At 64.7% G+C, this 17,371-nt stretch carries 15 protein-coding genes; 11 read left to right on the forward strand and 4 right to left on the reverse strand.

What is annotated here, in order from left to right:
• Positions 1-12: 12 nt before the first annotated feature.
• Both P4826_RS07785 and P4826_RS07790 read right to left on the reverse strand, forming a co-directional pair.
• Entirely contained in the window at positions 13-942 is a 930-nt protein-coding gene (locus P4826_RS07785) for a branched-chain amino acid ABC transporter permease (RefSeq protein ID WP_317703281.1), read from the reverse strand.
• A gap of 196 nt (positions 943-1,138) precedes the next feature.
• Positions 1,139-2,446, reverse strand: coding sequence for a replication-associated recombination protein A (locus P4826_RS07790; RefSeq protein ID WP_317703282.1), 1,308 nt, complete (start codon positions 2,444-2,446; stop codon positions 1,139-1,141).
• A gap of 80 nt (positions 2,447-2,526) precedes the next feature.
• Here P4826_RS07790 and P4826_RS07795 point away from each other — a divergent pair, with 80 nt between their 5' ends.
• From P4826_RS07795 to P4826_RS07840, 10 genes are all read left to right on the forward strand, one after another.
• Positions 2,527-3,141: a uracil-DNA glycosylase family protein gene (locus tag P4826_RS07795; RefSeq protein ID WP_317703283.1), complete on the forward strand. Its 615-nt coding sequence runs from the start codon at positions 2,527-2,529 to the stop codon at positions 3,139-3,141.
• A 244-nt stretch (positions 3,142-3,385) separates the two neighbouring features.
• Positions 3,386-3,541, forward strand: coding sequence for a hypothetical protein (locus tag P4826_RS07800; protein ID WP_317703284.1), 156 nt, complete (start codon positions 3,386-3,388; stop codon positions 3,539-3,541).
• 14 nt (positions 3,542-3,555) lie between these two features.
• Positions 3,556-4,095, forward strand: a complete 540-nt coding sequence (locus P4826_RS07805; protein WP_317703285.1) for a cupredoxin domain-containing protein — start codon at positions 3,556-3,558, stop codon at positions 4,093-4,095.
• Between the two features lie 13 nt (positions 4,096-4,108).
• The gene (locus P4826_RS07810) at positions 4,109-5,803 is read left to right on the forward strand and encodes a cbb3-type cytochrome c oxidase subunit I (protein WP_317703286.1); all 1,695 of its coding nucleotides are present in this window, start codon (positions 4,109-4,111) and stop codon (positions 5,801-5,803) included.
• Positions 5,804-5,819: 16 nt separating this feature from the next.
• Positions 5,820-6,719 (forward strand): heme o synthase, encoded by a 900-nt coding sequence (gene cyoE / locus P4826_RS07815; protein ID WP_317703287.1) that lies wholly within the window; start codon positions 5,820-5,822, stop codon positions 6,717-6,719.
• A gap of 94 nt (positions 6,720-6,813) precedes the next feature.
• Positions 6,814-7,593, forward strand: coding sequence for an SCO family protein (locus P4826_RS07820; RefSeq protein WP_317703288.1), 780 nt, complete (start codon positions 6,814-6,816; stop codon positions 7,591-7,593).
• 17 nt (positions 7,594-7,610) lie between these two features.
• On the forward strand, positions 7,611-9,191 hold the full coding sequence (locus tag P4826_RS07825) for a hydrogenase iron-sulfur subunit (protein ID WP_317703289.1): 1,581 nt from the start codon (positions 7,611-7,613) through the stop codon (positions 9,189-9,191).
• Positions 9,191-9,694, forward strand: coding sequence for a hypothetical protein (locus tag P4826_RS07830; RefSeq protein WP_317703290.1), 504 nt, complete (start codon positions 9,191-9,193; stop codon positions 9,692-9,694). The genes P4826_RS07825 and P4826_RS07830 overlap by 1 nt, the downstream gene beginning before the upstream one ends.
• On the forward strand, positions 9,691-11,130 hold the full coding sequence (locus tag P4826_RS07835; RefSeq protein ID WP_317703291.1) for a cbb3-type cytochrome c oxidase subunit I: 1,440 nt from the start codon (positions 9,691-9,693) through the stop codon (positions 11,128-11,130). Before P4826_RS07830 ends, P4826_RS07835 begins: the two co-directional genes overlap by 4 nt.
• Positions 11,131-11,142: 12 nt before the next feature.
• Positions 11,143-13,089: an FAD-binding oxidoreductase gene (locus P4826_RS07840; protein WP_317703292.1), complete on the forward strand. Its 1,947-nt coding sequence runs from the start codon at positions 11,143-11,145 to the stop codon at positions 13,087-13,089.
• Here P4826_RS07840 and lolA read toward each other — a convergent pair.
• Together lolA and P4826_RS07850 are read right to left on the reverse strand one after the other, a co-directional pair.
• Entirely contained in the window at positions 13,079-13,711 is a 633-nt protein-coding gene (gene lolA, locus P4826_RS07845) for an outer membrane lipoprotein periplasmic chaperone LolA (protein WP_317703293.1), read from the reverse strand. The genes P4826_RS07840 and lolA overlap by 11 nt on opposite strands.
• Before the next feature lie 11 nt (positions 13,712-13,722).
• The gene (locus P4826_RS07850) at positions 13,723-16,059 is read right to left on the reverse strand and encodes a DNA translocase FtsK (protein WP_317703294.1); all 2,337 of its coding nucleotides are present in this window, start codon (positions 16,057-16,059) and stop codon (positions 13,723-13,725) included.
• Between the two features lie 235 nt (positions 16,060-16,294).
• Between P4826_RS07850 and trxB the strand changes: the two genes are divergently transcribed.
• Positions 16,295-17,248: a thioredoxin-disulfide reductase gene (trxB, locus tag P4826_RS07855; RefSeq protein WP_317703295.1), complete on the forward strand. Its 954-nt coding sequence runs from the start codon at positions 16,295-16,297 to the stop codon at positions 17,246-17,248.
• Positions 17,249-17,371: the final 123 nt, after the last annotated feature.

The following is a 17,371-nucleotide window of genomic DNA, read 5'->3' on the forward strand; positions in this document are numbered from 1 at the left end:
TGTGGCTCCTCGTTAGGCGCGGTCGGCCACACGCTCACCCAGCAGGCCCGAGGGGCGCAGTGTCAGGATGACGATGAGGACGATGAAGGCAAAGATGTCGGTGTAGTGGCTGCCCAGCACGCCACCGGTCAGGGTGCCGATGTAGCCCGAGCCAATGGCCTCGATCAGGCCCAGCAACACACCGCCCACCACGGCACCGGTCAGGTTGCCAATGCCGCCAAACACCGCCGCCGTGAAGGCCTTGAGCCCCGGCAGGAAACCCATGGTGTGCTGGGCCGTGCCGTAGTTGGCCGCCCACATGATGCCGGCGATCGCCGCCAGCACCGCGCCGATGATGAAGGTGGCCGAGATCACCATGTCGGGCTTGACGCCCATGAGTGCCGCCACACGCGGGTTCTCGGCAGTGGCGCGCATGGCGCGGCCCAGGCGGGTGTAGCTCACCAGATACACCATGGCCGCCAGGGCGATCACCGTGACCGCCAGGATCAGCACCTGGGTGGTGGTGATCACGGCGCCGCCCACCTCGAACGGCGCGGCCGGCAACAAGGTGGGATAGGGCTTGTAATTGGGCTTCCAGATGATCATGGCCAGCGTCTGCAGCAGGATGGACATGCCGATGGCTGTGATCAGCGGTGCCAGGCGCGGGCTGTTGCGCAAGCGCTTGTAGGCGACCTTCTCGATCGTGTAGTTCAACGCCGCCGCCACTACGCAGGCGATCACCGTCGCCAGCAGCAGCACGAGCCAGCCCGGCGCGCCAGGCATGGCGTCCTGCATCAAGCCGATGCAGCTCCAGCTGGTCAGCGCCCCGATCATGAGCACCTCCCCATGGGCGAAATTGATGAGCTGGATGATGCCGTACACCATGGTATAGCCCAAGGCTATCAAGGCGTACATGCTGCCGAGAACCAGACCATTGATGATCTGTTGCAGCAAGATGTCCATAAGAAAAAGTCCTTTGTATTGACGTTCCCAGCAGCAGGCACCCATGCACGGTGCAGCCTTGTGGGCCCGTCTGCCATTTACCAAAAAACCCGCGAGCCAAAGGTCTGCGCGGGTTGGAAGCGGAATTTTGTCACGGCTTTGGCGCCGCCGGCGGGCAGCCTGGGGCGGTGTTTTCCCTGGCTTTCGGTGCAGGCGTTTACTTCTGCGCCGGCAATTTTGCAGCGCTGTTGCGTGCGCGCAACTCGTCAAGCTTCTGGGCTATCTTGATCTCCAAACCGCGCGGCACGGGGGCGTAAAAGCCCGTCGGCTCCATGCCATCTGGCAGATAGCTTTCGCCGGCGGCAAAGCCGCCCTCCTCGTCATGTGCGTAGCGATAGCCCTTGCCATAGTCCAGCTGCTTCATCAGCTGCGTGGGCGCATTGCGCAGGTGCATGGGCACGGGGCGGGTGCCGTCCTGCTTCACAAAGGCGCGCGCCTTGTTGTAGGCCATGTAGCCGGCGTTGCTCTTGGGCGCCACCGCCAGATAGAGCACGGCCTGGGCCAGGGCCAGCTCACCCTCCGGCGAGCCCAGGCGCTCATAGGTCTGCGCGGCCTCGTTGGCGATCTGCATGGCACGCGGGTCGGCCAGGCCGACATCCTCCCAGGCCATCCGCACGATGCGCCGGGCCATGTAGCGCGGGTCGGCGCCGCCATCGAGCATGCGCACCAGCCAGTACAGGGCGGCGTCAGGATCGGAGCCGCGCACTGACTTGTGCAGCGCACTGATGGTGTCGTAGAACTGCTCGCCACCCTTGTCATAGCGGCGCATGCGCTCACCAAGCACGCGCACGACCCAGTCATCCTCGATCAGCGCCAGGCCCGCTTGGCTGGCCGTGATGGCCAGCGTTTCCAGCGTATTGAGCAGGCGCCGCGCATCGCCGTCGGCATAGGCGATGAGCCGCTCGGTTGCTTCATTTTCAATAGCTGGTAGCGCTTGCAGCTCCTGGGCTTTGATGATAATTTGCTTCAAGTCTTCGCTGCCCAAAGGCTGCAGCACATAGACCACGGCGCGCGACAACAGCGCCGAGTTGACCTCGAACGAGGGGTTCTCCGTCGTCGCCCCCACGAAGGTGAACAGCCCACTTTCCACATGCGGCAAGAAAGCATCCTGCTGGCTCTTGTTGAAACGGTGCACCTCGTCCACAAAGACGATGGTGCGCTGCCCCATCAAGCCGTCGCGTGCGCTTTCGGCCAGCTGCACCGCATCGCGTATGTCCTTGACCCCGCCCAGCACGGCGCTGATGCTGATGAACTGGGCGTCGAACGCCTGCGCCATCAGGCGCGCAATGGTGGTCTTGCCCACACCCGGTGGCCCCCACAGGATGCAGCTGTGCGGCCGCCCCGACTCGAACGCCAGGCGCAGCGGCATGCCCGGGCCCAGCACATGCTGCTGGCCAACGACCTCACCGAGGGTGCGCGGGCGCAGGCGTTCGGCCAGGGGTTGATGGGCAGCAGCAGCGTTCATGACAGGCAGGGGCAGGCAATCCGGCGATGGTAGCGGGCAAAGCCACCGGAGATCGACAATGGCCGGTCACGCAAGCTGCCATGCCCCGCCACGAATCACTCCACGCCCTGTTGCACCGCGTGCGCGCCTGCACGATCTGTGCGGACTACCTGCCCCTTGGCCCCCGGCCAGTGCTTCAGGCCGGCAGCGGTGCGCGCATACTGATTGCAGGCCAGGCGCCGGGGCGCAAGGTGCATGCCTCGGGCATCCCGTTTGACGACGCCAGCGGCCAGCGGCTGCGCGACTGGCTGGGCCTGACGCCCGAACAGTTCTACGATCCATCGCAGGTGGCCATCCTGCCCATGGGTTTTTGTTATCCCGGCAAGGGGATCTCGGGCGATGCGCCTCCCCGCCCGGAATGTGCTCCGGCGTGGCGCGCACAGTTGCTGGCGCATTTACCGCGTCTGGCCTTCACCGTGGTGCTGGGTCAGTACGCGCTCGCCTGGCATATGCCCGAAGAGCGCTCGGGCGTGACCCAGGCGGTACAAAACTGGCAGCGCCACTGGCCCGCGGCCGTCGTCCTGCCCCATCCCAGCCCGCGCAACAACGGCTGGCTCAAGCGCAACCCATGGTTCGAGACGCAGTTGCTGCCCGAGGTGCGGGCACGCGTGATTGCCGTGCTTGCGACCAAAGGCAGGCACGATCGCACCACTTGATTGATATAGGTCAACCTGCAATTGATCTCAGGCAAGTCGGCATGCTGCACCATCGGACTGCGGCGTGCACATGCAAAGACCTTGGGCATGGGCTTTCAGCGGCCATGGATTGACCGCCGCCAACACCAAAACCAAGTGTTTTCCCTGAATTCGTCCGTTTACCAAACCTTGACATAGTTCATGGGTCAACCCAGCATAACAGTCAAGAATCCAGGGTGCTGAAAAGCCTTTTAAGGAGAAGACCATGAGCCACCATGACGATGAGAACGAGAGCGTTCCGCTCATACAGCAGCTGCTAGACAGCCCATTTCTACTGCTGTTTCTGGGCGTGATGATCCCAATGGTTGTATACAACCTATGGGGAGTTTTAGACATCCTGACCATTCCATTGGCCAAATAAGAGGAGCCGACCCCATGAGCGCAATACTCCCTCCCTCAGAGCGGTTGTGGTGGAAACACCCTCTCGACCGTGTCGAGGGCCTCTGGATCCTCATTTCCTTTGTCTGGTGCATGGTCATGTTCTTCATGATGGTGGGCTGGCACATCTACGGAAAACAGAACCTGTCCACCGAAACCTACAAAACCACGCCTGAGAAATTTGCCGCGCAAGCGCAAGCAGCCGTGGACAAATGGACGGTGCGCACTGAGCTGGAGCAAAAAATCCCCGTGGTGGCTCCACCCGAGGGTGCAGACGTGTACATGATCGCGCGCCTGTGGAATTTCTGGCCGATCCTCGAGCTGGAGAAGGGCAAGACCTACAAGCTGCATCTGAGCTCGATGGACTACAACCACGGCTTTTCTCTGCAACCCACCAACATCAACATCCAGGTCGTGCCCGGCTATGAGCACGTGATCAAGGTCACGCCCAACGAGTCCGGCACTTTTTCCGTTGTCTGCAACGAGTTTTGCGGCATTGGCCACCACGAGATGGTGGGTCGCATCTACGTGAAGTAAGCGGAGACACCCCATGACTACCACTTACCGTACCTGCCCGCGCACGGGCCTGCAATTCGAGGCCCAGGCCGAGAAACTCATGATTGCCAACGCCTTTATGGCCGTGGTCGCCCTGCTCGTGGGCGGCCTGCTGGCCATTGGCGTGGTGCTGACCCGCTGGCCCGCCGTGCACTGGCTGCCGGCCGACACCTTCTACATGGTGCTCACGGCCCACGGCATCGACATGCTGATCTTCTGGATCATCTTCTTTGAAGTCGCAGTCCTGTACTTCGCCTCATCGACGCTGTTGCGCTGTCGCATTGCCACGCCAAAAATAGCTTGGCTGGGCTTTGCGCTGATGCTCATCGGCGCCGTGTGGAACAACATCGTGGTGTTCCAGGGCGAGTCCAGCGTGATGATGACCTCCTATGTGCCCATGATGGCGCACTGGTCGTTCTACCTGAGCCTGATCCTGTTCGCCGTGGGCGCCCTGGTTGCCTGCTTTGTGTTCTTCGGTACGCTGGTCGTTGCCAAGCGCGACAAGACCTACGAAGGCTCAGTCCCACTGGTTACCTTCGGCGCCACGACCGCAGCCATCATCGCGGTATTCACCATTCTGTCGGGCGCTGGCGTCCTGGTGCCGACCTTCTTCGTGTCCATCGGACTGCTGGAGAGTGTTGACCCGCTGATGTACCGCGTTGTCTGGTGGGCCTTCGGCCACTCGTCGCAGCAGATCAACGTGGCGGCCCATATCTCCATCTGGTACGCCGTGGCGGCCATCGCCTTCGGTGCCAAACCCATGTCCGAGCGCGTCAGCCGTGGCGCCTTCCTGCTGTACATCCTGTTCCTGCAACTGGCCAGTGCCCACCACATCCTCGCCGATCCCGGCGTCAGCACCGAGTGGAAGGTGGTCAACACCAGCTACTTCATGTACTTTGCCGTGCTGGGTTCCATGATCCACGCCCTGTCGATCCCGGGCGCCATGGAAGTGGCGCAACGCGCACGCGGCTACAACAAGGGTTTGTTCGAGTGGCTGCGCAAGGCACCCTGGAGCAACCCCACGTTCTCCGGCGTTTTCATCGCACTCGTGGGCTTCGGCTTCCTGGGCGGCACTACCGGCGTGATGATGGGTACCGAACAGCTGAACCTGCTGATCCACAACACCATCTACGTGCCCGGTCACTTCCACGCCACCGTGGTGGTGGGTACCACGCTGACCTTCATGGCGCTGACCTACTTCCTGATCCCCTCGCTGTTCCGCCGCGAGATGATCGCCCCGGGTCTGGCACGTCTGCAGCCCTATTTGTTCGGCTTCTCGATGTACTTCTTCTGCCTGGTCATGATGGGCGCGGGTACGCTGGGTGTGTCACGCCGTCACTGGGACATGGCCTTCAGCGGCAACGCCCTGGCCTATGAATGGCCAGGAGCGGCCTACCTGATGATGGGCCTGGTCGGTATCAGTGGCGTCGCAGCCATTGCCGGTGGTGTTATCTACGTGTACGTGACCGTGGGTTCGCTGCTGTGGGGCAAGAAGCTCGACGCTGGCGTGACCAGCCCGAAGTTCACCCCGGTTGCACGTGCTGCCCCGACTGCCGCCGCGCAGACCTACGGCTCGGCTGGCTTCGTGGCCCCTGGCACCTTTGTGCTGGCCATGTTCTTCCTCGTGACCTTTGTGCTGTACTACTTCGTGAACTGGAAGTACCTCGGCCAGCTGTGGGGTCTGAGCTGATCCGGAGCCCTGCGTCATGCATACCACAACGCTCAAGCCCGCAGGGCGCAGCACGGCGCAGATGGCGCGCGACGTCATCTCGCTGTTCAAGCTGCGCATAGGCGTGCTGATCATGATTACCGCGCTCGTAGGCATGGCGGTGACGCCAGGGCCCGCGCCCAGCTTCGTGCAGGCGCTGGTGCTGGCCATCTCCGTGCTGATGGCGTCGGCCAGTGCAGGAGCGTTCAACCAGTATGTGGAGTTTGAGAGCGACCGGCTGATGCGGCGCACCAGTCGGCGCGCGTTCGCCACCGGGGCCCTGCCCCACCACCCCGCCTGGCTGGTCTTGATGGCCGTGCTGCTGGCGGTGGCGGTGGCATCGGCCTGGCTGGTGCTCAACGCCGTGGCGGCCCTGCATGTTTTTCTGGGCGCGTTTTTCTACGGGGTGGTCTACACCCTGTGGCTCAAGCGCCGCACCGCCATGAACATCGTCATCGGCGGTCTGGCCGGCAGCTTTGCCGTGCTGGCCGGCGCCGCCGCGGTCGATCCCGGCCTGGGCCCGCTGCCCTGGCTGCTGGCACTGGTGCTGTTCCTGTGGACGCCGCCGCATTTCTGGAGCCTGGCCATCGCCAACAGCGCTGACTATGCCCAGGCGGGCGTTCCCATGCTGCCGGTGGTCGTAGGGCCCGAGCGCGCCGCGCGCACCGTGCTCCTGAGTACCATCGCCCTGTTCCTTGCCTCGCTGGCACCCCTGGCCTTTGGCGCGGGATGGGTGTACGGCGCAGGGGCCCTCGTGGGCGGCCTGCACTTCGTGCGCAAGTCCTGGCAGCTGGCACGCAAGCCTGAGCGCGCCACGGCCATGGGCTCGTTTTTTGCCTCTCTGGTTCAACTGAGCCTGCTGCTGGTTGCCGCCAGCATAGACGCGCTGATGCGCTGAAACGGAAAGCCACGCCATGGCCTGCCTGAGTTTGCTTCGCATACGCCACGCGCTTGCCACGTGCGCTGCGGGGCTGATGCTGGCGCTGCCGGCCATGGCCTCTTCCTCCAACACCACCGACCTGGGGCTGGATCGCGAAGCTGCGCTGCGCACCAGCCAGGCCGCCATTGGCCGCAAGGTCGGTGACCATATTCTGCTCAACCGCGAGGGCGTTCCTACCTCCCTCGCGTCCTACCGCGGCAAGCCGCTGCTGGTGAGTTTCATCTATACCGGTTGCTTCCAGGTTTGCCCGACCACCACGCGCTCGCTGCAAGAAGCCGTGGAGGGCCTGCTCAAAAGCGTGGGGCCCAACCAGTTCAACGTGGTGAGCATAGGCTTCAACCAGCCGGCCGACTCGCCACAAGCCCTGAAGTCCTTTGCCACGCAATACGGCATCCGCCAGCCGAACTGGGAATTTTTAAGCCCGCCGGCAGCCCTCGTGCCCGATCTGGCGCGGGATTTCGGCTTTGTCTTTCAGGCCTCTCCGGCAGGCTTTGACCATGTGCTGCAGGTTTCCATCCTGGATGGCGAGGGGCGCATCGTGCGCCAGGTATATGGCGAGGGCGTCGTCCCATCCGAGCTGGGCGAGCCGCTGAAAATGCTGCTGGCGGGCCAGCCTGTCGAGTCCAACGAACTGATCGAGCATCTGGTGGACAGGGTGCGCATCCTGTGCACGGTGTTCGATCCCAAGACCGGCACCTATAAGGTCGATTACACGCTTCCCATACAAATTGCCGGCGGCGTGACGTTTTTCGTCCTGATGCTGATCTTTTTCATCAACGAATGGCGCAGCAGCCGCAAGATGGCTCGTAGCAAGGGGATGCGCAACGCCTGATGCGCAACGCCAGTCCCATGTCATTGCCAGGCTCCGCCCTGCCCGTCCAGGGCCCCGCCACAACCCCGCCCCCACTGCCCCGCCTTGCCAGCGCCTACCGCACGCTGGAACACGGCCTTGACATGGCGTTTGGCGCCGCAGCCAACCCGCTGAAACACCTGGGCGCGCTGGGTTTCATGCTGCTATGGCTGTTGGTGGCCAGCGGCAGCATTCTCTACATCGTGCTGGACACTTCTGCCGCCGGCGCCTATCAGTCCATCGCCGCGCTCGCCGATGTTCCATGGATGCTGGGCACGGCCCTGCGCGGCGTGCACCGCTACGCAGCAGACGCCTTCGTCGTCGTCATGGGCATGCATATCCTGCGCGAGTGGCTGCTGGGGCGCTACCGGCATTGGCGCAGGGCAATCTGGTGGACGGGCGTGCCCCTGGTGGGCCTGGCCTTTGTCAGCGCCGTGGGTGGCTTTTGGCTCAACTGGGATCGCCTGGGCCAGTACTCGGTGGTGGCCACCGCCGATTGGCTCGATGCCCTGCCGATTCTGGGCGCCTCCCTGGCGCGCAACTTCCTGGGTGACGTGAGCCTCAGCGACCGGCTATTCACCCTGTTCATCTTCATCCACATCGGCATGCCGCTGCTGATGGTGTTCGGCCTGTGGTTTCACATACAGCGCATCGCGCTGGCCAAGGTATTTCCACCACGCCCGCTGGCCTGGGGCACCTTCCTGACACTGCTGCTGCTCGCCCTGCTGCTACCCGTTCACAGCCAGGGCCCGGCAGACCTGCGCAGCCAGCCCACGGCCCTGGCGCTGGATTGGTGGCTGCTGTTCATACACCCGCTGGTTGATGCCACCTCGCCGACCACCGTCTGGGTGTTGCTGGGCCTGGCCTTTGCACTGCTGGCGCTGCCGCCGCTGTGGCCTGGCCGTGCGCGCGAGGCCGTGGCCGTGGTCTATCCCGAACATTGCAGCGGCTGCTCGCGTTGCTTTGACGACTGCCCCTACTCCGCCATCACCATGGTGCCGCATCCGAACGCCAAGCCGGGCATGCGCCTGGCACAGGTGAACAGCGACCTGTGCGCCAGCTGCGGCATCTGCGCCGGCTCCTGCCCATCATCCACACCGTTTCGCAGCGCCGAGCAATTGGTGACGGGCATAGACATGCCGCAATGGCCGGTCAACGATCTGCGCACGCAGCTGATCCAGAGCCTGCATGCCATGCCTGGCCCCGAGCGCTTCGTGGTCTTTGGCTGCGCCCAGGGCATACACTCGCAACTGCAAGCGCCCGATGTGCTGCATTTCAAGCTGGTATGCGCGGGCGCCCTGCCACCCTCATTTGTCGAATACGCCCTGCGCCACGGCGCCGATGGCGTGCTGATCAACGGCTGTCGTGAAGGCGGCTGCGAATACCGCCTGGGGCAACGCTGGACGGCGCAGCGCCTGACAGGCGAGAGAGAACCCCATCTGCGCCGTTCGGTACCCCAGGATCGCTGGCAGGTCGCCTGGACCGATAGCGGCGATGAACACAGGCTGGCGGCCGCGCTGGACGACATGCGCCAGCGCAGCCGCACGGCAACGCAATCTGTTTCTGAGGAGAGTCATTGATGAAACGCGCACTCAACTGGACTGGCCAGGCGCTCTTGTACGGCGGCTTTGCCGTCGCGCTGGGCGTGTTTTCACGCTGGCCGGTATACCACCCACTGCCCGAGGACATGGCGCAGATCAAGGTCAGCTTCATCCACCACGGAGCGCGCGTGGCCGAGTGCCGCCCCTACACGGCCGAGGAGCAGGCCAAGATGCCGCCGAACATGCGCAAGGCGGAGAAGTGCGAACGGGAGCGCTCGCCCGTGTCGATTGAAGTGGACATCGACGGCAAGACCGTGCTGGCGCACACCTCGCCACCCTCGGGCCTGTCGCGCGATGGCGCCTCCACGCTGTACCAGCGCCTGAACGTGAGCGCTGGCCAACACCAGATCGCCGTGCGTTTCAAGGACAACCAGAAGTCGGAGCAGTTCACCTCGCAGATTGACGAGACCGTCACCCTCAAGCCGGCACAGGTGCTGGTGATTGACTACAGCACCGACAAGGGAGGCATTGTCTTGCAATGAGCTCCCACGCCTCGCCCTATCCCGACCGGCCTGCAACATCCCCTGTTGCCGAGCCGGCAGCCGCGCAAGCGCGCGCCAACTATGAGCTCAGCCTGCCCAACGATGCCCGCCTGCCGCTGGCACGCGGGTGGTTGTGGCTGGGGCTGGCGGCGCTGATCGGCTCGGGCCTGTTTTCCATCCTCCTGGTCGCCTCACGCACGCCCTATGTGAACCAGTGGCTGCCTTCGGGCAACTTCTTCCATATTGCCCTGGTGCTGCATGTGGATCTGTCGGTGCTGGTTTGGTTTGTCGCAATGGCCGGTCTGCTATGGAGCCTGTACGGCCGGCCACGTGCGGCTGGGCTGGGCTGGCTGGCGCTGTGGGTGACGGGGGGCGGCACCCTGGCCATGGCGCTGGCGCCGTTCCTGAACCCGGGCGAGCCCATCATGGCCAACTACATCCCGGTGCTCGAATCCCCGCTGTTTCTCTCCGGGCTGGTGGTGTTTGGCCTGGGCGCCACGCTGCTGGTGCTGCGCAGCCTGCTGACCACCCCGCGCATCGGGCAGCAACTTGACGGGCAAGGTGCGCTGGGCTTTGGCCTGAACGCGGCCGGCGTGGCCACCGCCGTGGCCCTGCTGTGCTTTGCCTGGTCGTGGATCGTGTTGCCCACCAGCCTGCACGGCAAGGCGTATTACGAAATCCTGTTCTGGGGCGGCGGCCATGCGCTGCAGTTCACCTGGACATTGCTGATGCTCGTCGCCTGGCTGTGGCTGGCGAACGCCTGCGGCGCGCGCATCGTGCTCAGTCCACGCATCACCGTGCTATTGCTGCTGCTGGCCCTGGCGGGTGTTTTCGTCACCCCCGTGGCCTATCTGGCACATGACGTGACCTCGGTGGAGCACCGCAACCTGCTGACCTGGGCCATGCGCCTGGGCGGCGGCCCGGCCATCGTGCCGGTGGCCCTGGCGGCCGTGCTGGGCGTGCTGACTGTGCGCCTGTCAAACGATGCCGCGCTGCGCCCGCTGCGCGCGGCCCTGCTGTCCTCGGTGCTGCTGTTTGCCGCCGGCGGCGTGATCGGCGTCTTCATCCACGGCAGCAATGTGCGCATTCCGGCGCACTACCACGGCAGCATCGTCGGCGTGACGCTGGCCCTGATGGGCGCGGTCTACCGCATCCTTCCGGCCCTGGGCTACCAGGCCCCGCAGGGGCGCATGGCGACCTTGCAGCCCTGGCTGTATGGCATGGGCCAGCTCATGCACATCATCGGTCTGGTCTGGTCTGGCGGCTATGGCGTGCAGCGCAAGGTGGCCGGCACCGATCAGGTGCTGCGCAGCACGGCCGAAGTTGCCGGCATGGGCCTGATGGGCCTGGGCGGGCTGATCGCCATCATTGGCGGGCTGCTGTTTGTCGTCGTCGTGCTGCGCGCCATGCGCCAGCCGCAAGCCGTGTCCCATTGAAGAAAGCAAGCCATGATCAAAAAATTCCAAGACCTGCTGCAGTGGCTGTTTCTGCGCATGGAGGGTCTGTTCAATGCCGCCTTTGGCGACCGCATCAACCCCTTCTACCACCTGGGCGCCATCACCTTCTACCTTTTCTGGATTGTCGGTGCCAGCGGCCTGTACCTCTATATCTTCTTTGAAACCGGGGTGGACGAGGCCTATTCCTCGGTGATAGCGCTCACCACCAAGCAGTGGTGGCTGGGCGGCATCATGCGCAGCGTGCACCGTTACGCATCCGACGCCATGGTGCTGACCATGATGCTGCACATGCTGCGCTACTTCGCCTTCAACCTCTACCACGGCTTTCGCTGGTTCTCGTGGGTCACCGGGGTGATGCTGATCTGGATGGTCTACGCCTCGGGCATCAACGGCTACATGCTGCCCTGGGATCAGCTGGCGCAGTACATCACCGTCACCAGCTTCGAATGGCTGGACTGGCTGCCCATCTTCAACGGCAGCCTGATGCGCAACTTCCTGTATTCAGACCATGTGGGTGCGCGCTTCTTCACGCTGCTGTCCTTCATGCACCTGGGCATTCCGCTGGTGTTGCTGATGGTGATGTGGATCCACGTACAGCGCGTGCCCAAGGCGCGCACCACGCCCCCGGGCCCCATCGTCTACGGGCTGCTGGCCACCTTGCTGGTGCTCTCGCTGATCGCACCCGTGCACAGCCAGGGCGGGCAGACGGATCTGGCGCAGGCCGCCACGGGCCTGCAGCTTGACTGGTTCTACATGGCGGTGTTCCCGCTGCTAACCGAATGGCCGCTGGGTCGCGTCTGGGCCCTGGTGATCGGCGTCTCGGTCGTGGTGTCGCTGCTGCCCTGGTGGCCGCCGCAGTTCAAGCGTGGCGACAAGCGCCTGCATCGGGTACAGATCCACGGCGAACAAGGCGCGTTGAGCACCATCACCGTACGCACCGATGAGACCATTCTGGACGCCGGCCTGCGCCAGGGCCTGGCCCTGCCCTATGAATGCCGCAACGGTGGCTGCGGCCTGTGTGTTTGCTCCATCGAGCAGGGCCAGTACGAGCACCGCCCCTACCAGAAGACGGCCCTGCCCGACGCCGACAAGGAACGCGGCAAGGCGCTGATGTGCTGCGCCGTGCCGCACGAAGACATGGCCATCGACGTGGCCGGCTTCACCGGCGCCACCGCCGAGGCGATGGAAACCTTTCATGCCAGCGTGGCACAGATGGAGCGCCTGTCGCCCGACGTGATGCGCGTCATGCTGCAACTGCCGGCGGGCCAGCGCCTGCTGTTCGCCGCCGGCCAGTACATCAACATCCTGCTGGACGATGGCCAGCGCCGCGCGTTCTCGTTTGCCAACCGGCCAGGGGCCAGCGACCAGATCGAGCTGCATGTGCGCCTGGTGCCCGGCGGACGCTGGACCACGCATGTGTTCGATGGCATGAAGCCGGGCGACAACGTGCGCTTTGAAGGCCCGCTGGGCCAGTTCACCCTGCGCGAGAGCCAGCACCCCATTCTGTTCATCGCCGGTGCCACGGGCTTTGCGCCCATCAAGAGCATCGTCGAGGACGCCTTTGCGCGTGGCGTGCAGCGCCCGATGCGCCTGTACTGGGGCGTGCGCCAGCCGCAGGACTTGTACATGCTGCAGCAGGCCGAGCAGTGGCAACGCGAGCACGACAACTTCACGGTGGTGCCGGTGGTGTCGGAGCCCACGCCCGAGGACGGCTGGAGCGGGCGCACTGGCCTGGTGCACGAGGCCATGCTGGCGGACTTCCCCAGCCTGAGCGGCAACGAGGTCTATCTGTGCGGCTCGGTGCGCATGGTGGAGACGGCGGTGCCGGCCTTCATCGCCCATGGCCTCGATGAGAGCTTCTGCTTCTCCGACGCCTTCGTGATGGCCGCGCCCGCACCGGAGCAGCAGCCACCCGGGGCAGCCGCCGCTACGGCTTGAGCAGATCCGCCCCCGCGGGCGGCTTGAACTGGAAGCTGCCCGCGGGCAGCGCCGGGTTGAGCTGCATGCCCGTGAAGCGGATCTGCGAACGCTGGCCAAAGCTGTCCAGAATGTCCAGTGCGGCCAGCTTGTCGCCCTCGAAGCCCACGCGCACGCTCTTGAGCTGGCCGTCCCTGGCCTTTGGCGTGGCCTGCACCCACTGCAGGCCATCCTGCTCGGGCGCGGCCTCGAGCGCATAGTCGGCACGCAGCGCCGCCATGTCCGGAGCCGACGCCAGCAGCGCCGCGGGCGTGCTGCCCAGGGCCTGTGCCTGGGCGCGCTGCGTGACCTGGTTCAGGTCCACGTCGTAGAGCCACAGCGTCTGGCCATCGGCGACTATGGTCTGCTCGAAGGGCTTCTGGTAGACGAACTTGAAGCGCCCCGGGCGCTGGAACGCAAAGCTGCCGCTCGATTGCTTGGGCCGCTGTGCCTGGCCATCCTTCGGGGGCGCCGTCACGATCTGAGTGAAGTCGGCCCGGCCGCTGTGCGCGGTTTTCATGAAGTTTTCAAGACTTTTTAGGCCGTCAGCGCTTGCCCATTGTGCGCTAGCAGCTATCAAAATTGCAGCAACCGCTTTCTTCACAACCCCACCTCCTACTCGCTGCGCGCGGGCACCAGCACCTCGCGCTGGCCGTTGCTGGTCAGGCCGCTGACCAGTCCGGCCTTCTCCATGTCTTCCAGCAGCCGCGCCGATCGGTTGTAGCCAATGCGCAGCTTGCGCTGCACGTAGGAGATGCTGGCCTTGCGGTCTTTCAGCACCACCTCCACGGCCTGGTCGTACATCGGATCCTTCTCGCCGCCGCCCTCGCCATCGTCCAGGCCAAAGCCGCTGTCCTCGCCATCGGCGCTGCCGCCTTCCAACACCCCTTCGATGTAATCGGGCTCGCCTTGTTCCTTGAGGTAGCTGACGACGCGGTGCACCTCCTCGTCACTGACGAAGGCGCCGTGCACGCGCACCGGCAGCCCCGTGCCGCTGGCCATGTAGAGCATGTCACCCATGCCCAGCAGTGCCTCGGCGCCCATCTGGTCCAGGATGGTGCGGCTGTCGATCTTGCTGCCCACCGAGAAGGCGATGCGCGTGGGGATGTTGGCCTTGATCAGGCCGGTGATCACGTCCACGCTAGGGCGCTGCGTGGCCAGGATCAAATGGATGCCGGCGGCGCGCGCCTTTTGCGCCAGGCGCGCGATCAGCTCCTCGATCTTCTTGCCGACCACCATCATTAGGTCGGCCAGCTCGTCGATGACGACGACGATGTGCGGCAGGCGCTCCAACGGCTCGGGCGCCTCGGGGTTGAGACTGAAGGGGTTGGGAATGGACTCCTCGCGTGCCTTGGCCTCGTCTATTTTTGTGTTGTAGCCCGCCAGGTTGCGCACGCCGAGTTTGCTCATCAGCTTGTAGCGCCGCTCCATCTCGGCGACGCACCAGTTCAGGCCATGCGCGGCCTGCTTCATGTCGGTGACCACCGGGCACAGCAGGTGCGGAATGCCCTCGTAGACCGACATTTCCAGCATCTTCGGGTCGATCATCAAGAGGCGCACGTCGCGCGCCTCGGCCTTGTAGAGCAGGCTGAGAATCATGGCGTTGATGCCCACCGACTTGCCCGAGCCCGTGGTGCCGGCCACCAGCACATGCGGCATCTTCGCCAGGTCGGCCACCACGGGCGCGCCGACGATGTCTTTCCCTAAGCCCATGGTCAAGAGGCTCTTGGCGTCGTGATACACCTGCGAGCCCAGGATCTCCGTCAGGCGTATCGTCTGACGCTTGGCGTTGGGCAGCTCCAGCGCCATGAAATTTTTGCCTGGAATGGTCTCGATCACGCGGATCGACACCAGCGACAGCGAGCGCGCCAGATCCTTGGCCAGGTTCACGATCTGCGAGCCCTTGACGCCCGTGGCCGGCTCGATCTCGTAGCGGGTGATCACCGGGCCGGGTTGGGCCGCCACCACCGTCACGTCCACGCCGAAGTCCTTGAGCTTCTTCTCGATCAGGCGGCTGGTCATCTCCAGCGTCTCGGGCGACACCGTCTCCTGGCGCGCCTGGGCCGCATCCAGCAAGTCCACCTGCGGCAATCGGCTGTCGGGCATGTCGCTGAACAGGGGCTTTTGCCGCTCCTTGACCACGCGCGTGCTCTGCGGCGCATCCTGCAGCACGGGCTCGATGATGCGCACGGGCTGCGGATGCTGCACCTCGCTCTCGTGCCGCTCTTCCTGCACCACCTCCTCGCGCTCGCGCGCGGCGCGTCTGCCCACGGCCACATCCTTGGCCCTCTCGCGCTGGGCACGGCCGGTTTGCACCAGCGCATCGATGCGCGCACCCAGGCGCTCGGCCAGATGCCCCCAGGAAAAGCGGAACACCAGCGCCGCGCCCAGCACCACCAGCACCACGCCGGCCAGGCCCGAGCCCGCAAAGCCCAGCCACTTCACGGCCAGCGGCCCCATCACATAGCCCAGCATGCCCCCGGCATGCCCGGGCAGCAACGCCTCGAAACGATACAGGCGCGACCACTCCAACGCCGTGCTGGTGCACATCAGCAGCAACAACCCGCCCCAGAACATGGCGCGCCACAGCCAGGGGCCATGGGCTGCGGCGCCCGGCACAGGCTCACCACCACGCATCCAGCGCGCCAGCGACGACAGCCAGGCGCGCACACCCGCGGCCACGCACCACCAGACGGAGAAACCGAACAGAAAATAGCTGCCATCGGCCAGCCAGGCACCAAAGCGCCCCACCCAGTTGGCCAGGGGGCGGCCGCCGCCCGCGCCGGACGTGGACCAGGCCGCGTCCTGCGCGGAATAGCTGACCAGGGCCAGCAGCCAGAACACCAGGGCCAACAGGCCCAGGACAAGGCCAAGTTCATGCCCAAAGCGCGCCGCGGCCGAGCGTGGCGCAGACTTTCCGGCGCCGTTCAAGGTATTGAGGGAGTAGGTCAAAAGATCGCGAACACGTTCAACAACAGCGTGCAAGCTTACCCCATGGCGCAAGGCTGCAAGCCGCCGTGCACCCCACGCCAAGCCTACGCAAGAGCCAGCATGAGAGCCGGCATGCACCCACCGGGCTGACGTGATCCACGGCTTCATACAATGGCTGCGCTTTTGCCCTTTTTCCGCCCTTTTTCTGCCCTTTCGTGCCCGCTGCACGGGCCGCCAACACCCCTTCGGTTCCGCCATGTCCACTACCCAACACGCCAAAGTCCTGATCCTCGGCTCCGGCCCGGCCGGCTACACCGCCGCCATCTACGCCGCGCGCGCCAACCTGAATCCGGTGCTGATCACCGGCATGGCCCAGGGCGGCCAGCTGACCACCACCACCGAGGTGGACAACTGGCCGGCCGACGTGAACGGCGTGCAGGGCCCGGAGCTGATGCAGCGCTTTCTGGAGCATGCCGAGCGTTTCAAGACGCAGATCGTGTTCGATCACATCAACGCCGTCGATCTGTCCAGGCGCCCATTCACCCTGACCGGCGACAGCGGCCAGTACACCTGCGACTCGCTGATCATCGCCACCGGCGCCTCGGCCAAGTACCTGGGCCTGCCGTCCGAGGAGGCCTTCATGGGCAAGGGCGTGTCCGCCTGCGCCACCTGCGACGGCTTCTTCTACCGCGAGCAGGAGGTCTGCGTGGTCGGCGGTGGCAACACCGCGGTGGAAGAAGCCCTGTACCTGGCCAATATCGCATCCAAGGTCACGCTAGTGCACCGGCGCGACAGGTTCCGCGCCGAGCCCATCCTGGTGGACAAGCTGATGGAGCGCGTGGCCGCCGGCAAGATCGTCCTCAAGACCTTCTTCACGCTCGACGAGGTGCTGGGCGACGCCAGCGGCGTGACCGGGATCCGCATCAAGAGCACCGAAGACGGGCATACCGAGGACATCAAGCTCCAGGGCTGCTTCATCGCTATTGGCCATGCGCCCAACACCGAGATCTTCCAGGGTCAGATCACCATGGAAAATGGCTACATCGCGACCCAGGGCGGCCTCAAGGGCTTTGCCACGCAGACCAGCGTGCCCGGCGTGTTTGCCGCCGGCGACGTGCAGGACCATGTGTACCGCCAGGCCATCACCAGCGCCGGCACGGGCTGCATGGCGGCGCTGGATGCCCAGCGCTATCTGGAACAGCAGGAGTGATCTTTCAGGCTCGCGCTATAATGCGCGGCTTTGCTGTATTGTGGCGCCCCGGCGCCTTGAGACAGCCGGGTTACCGCCACCCGATTCAACTGGCGAGGTGAGGTTACGGGCCGCCAGGGCCTG

It is taken from the genome of Diaphorobacter limosus (genome assembly GCF_033100095.1).
GTDB classification, from domain to species: domain Bacteria; phylum Pseudomonadota; class Gammaproteobacteria; order Burkholderiales; family Burkholderiaceae_C; genus Alicycliphilus; species Alicycliphilus limosus.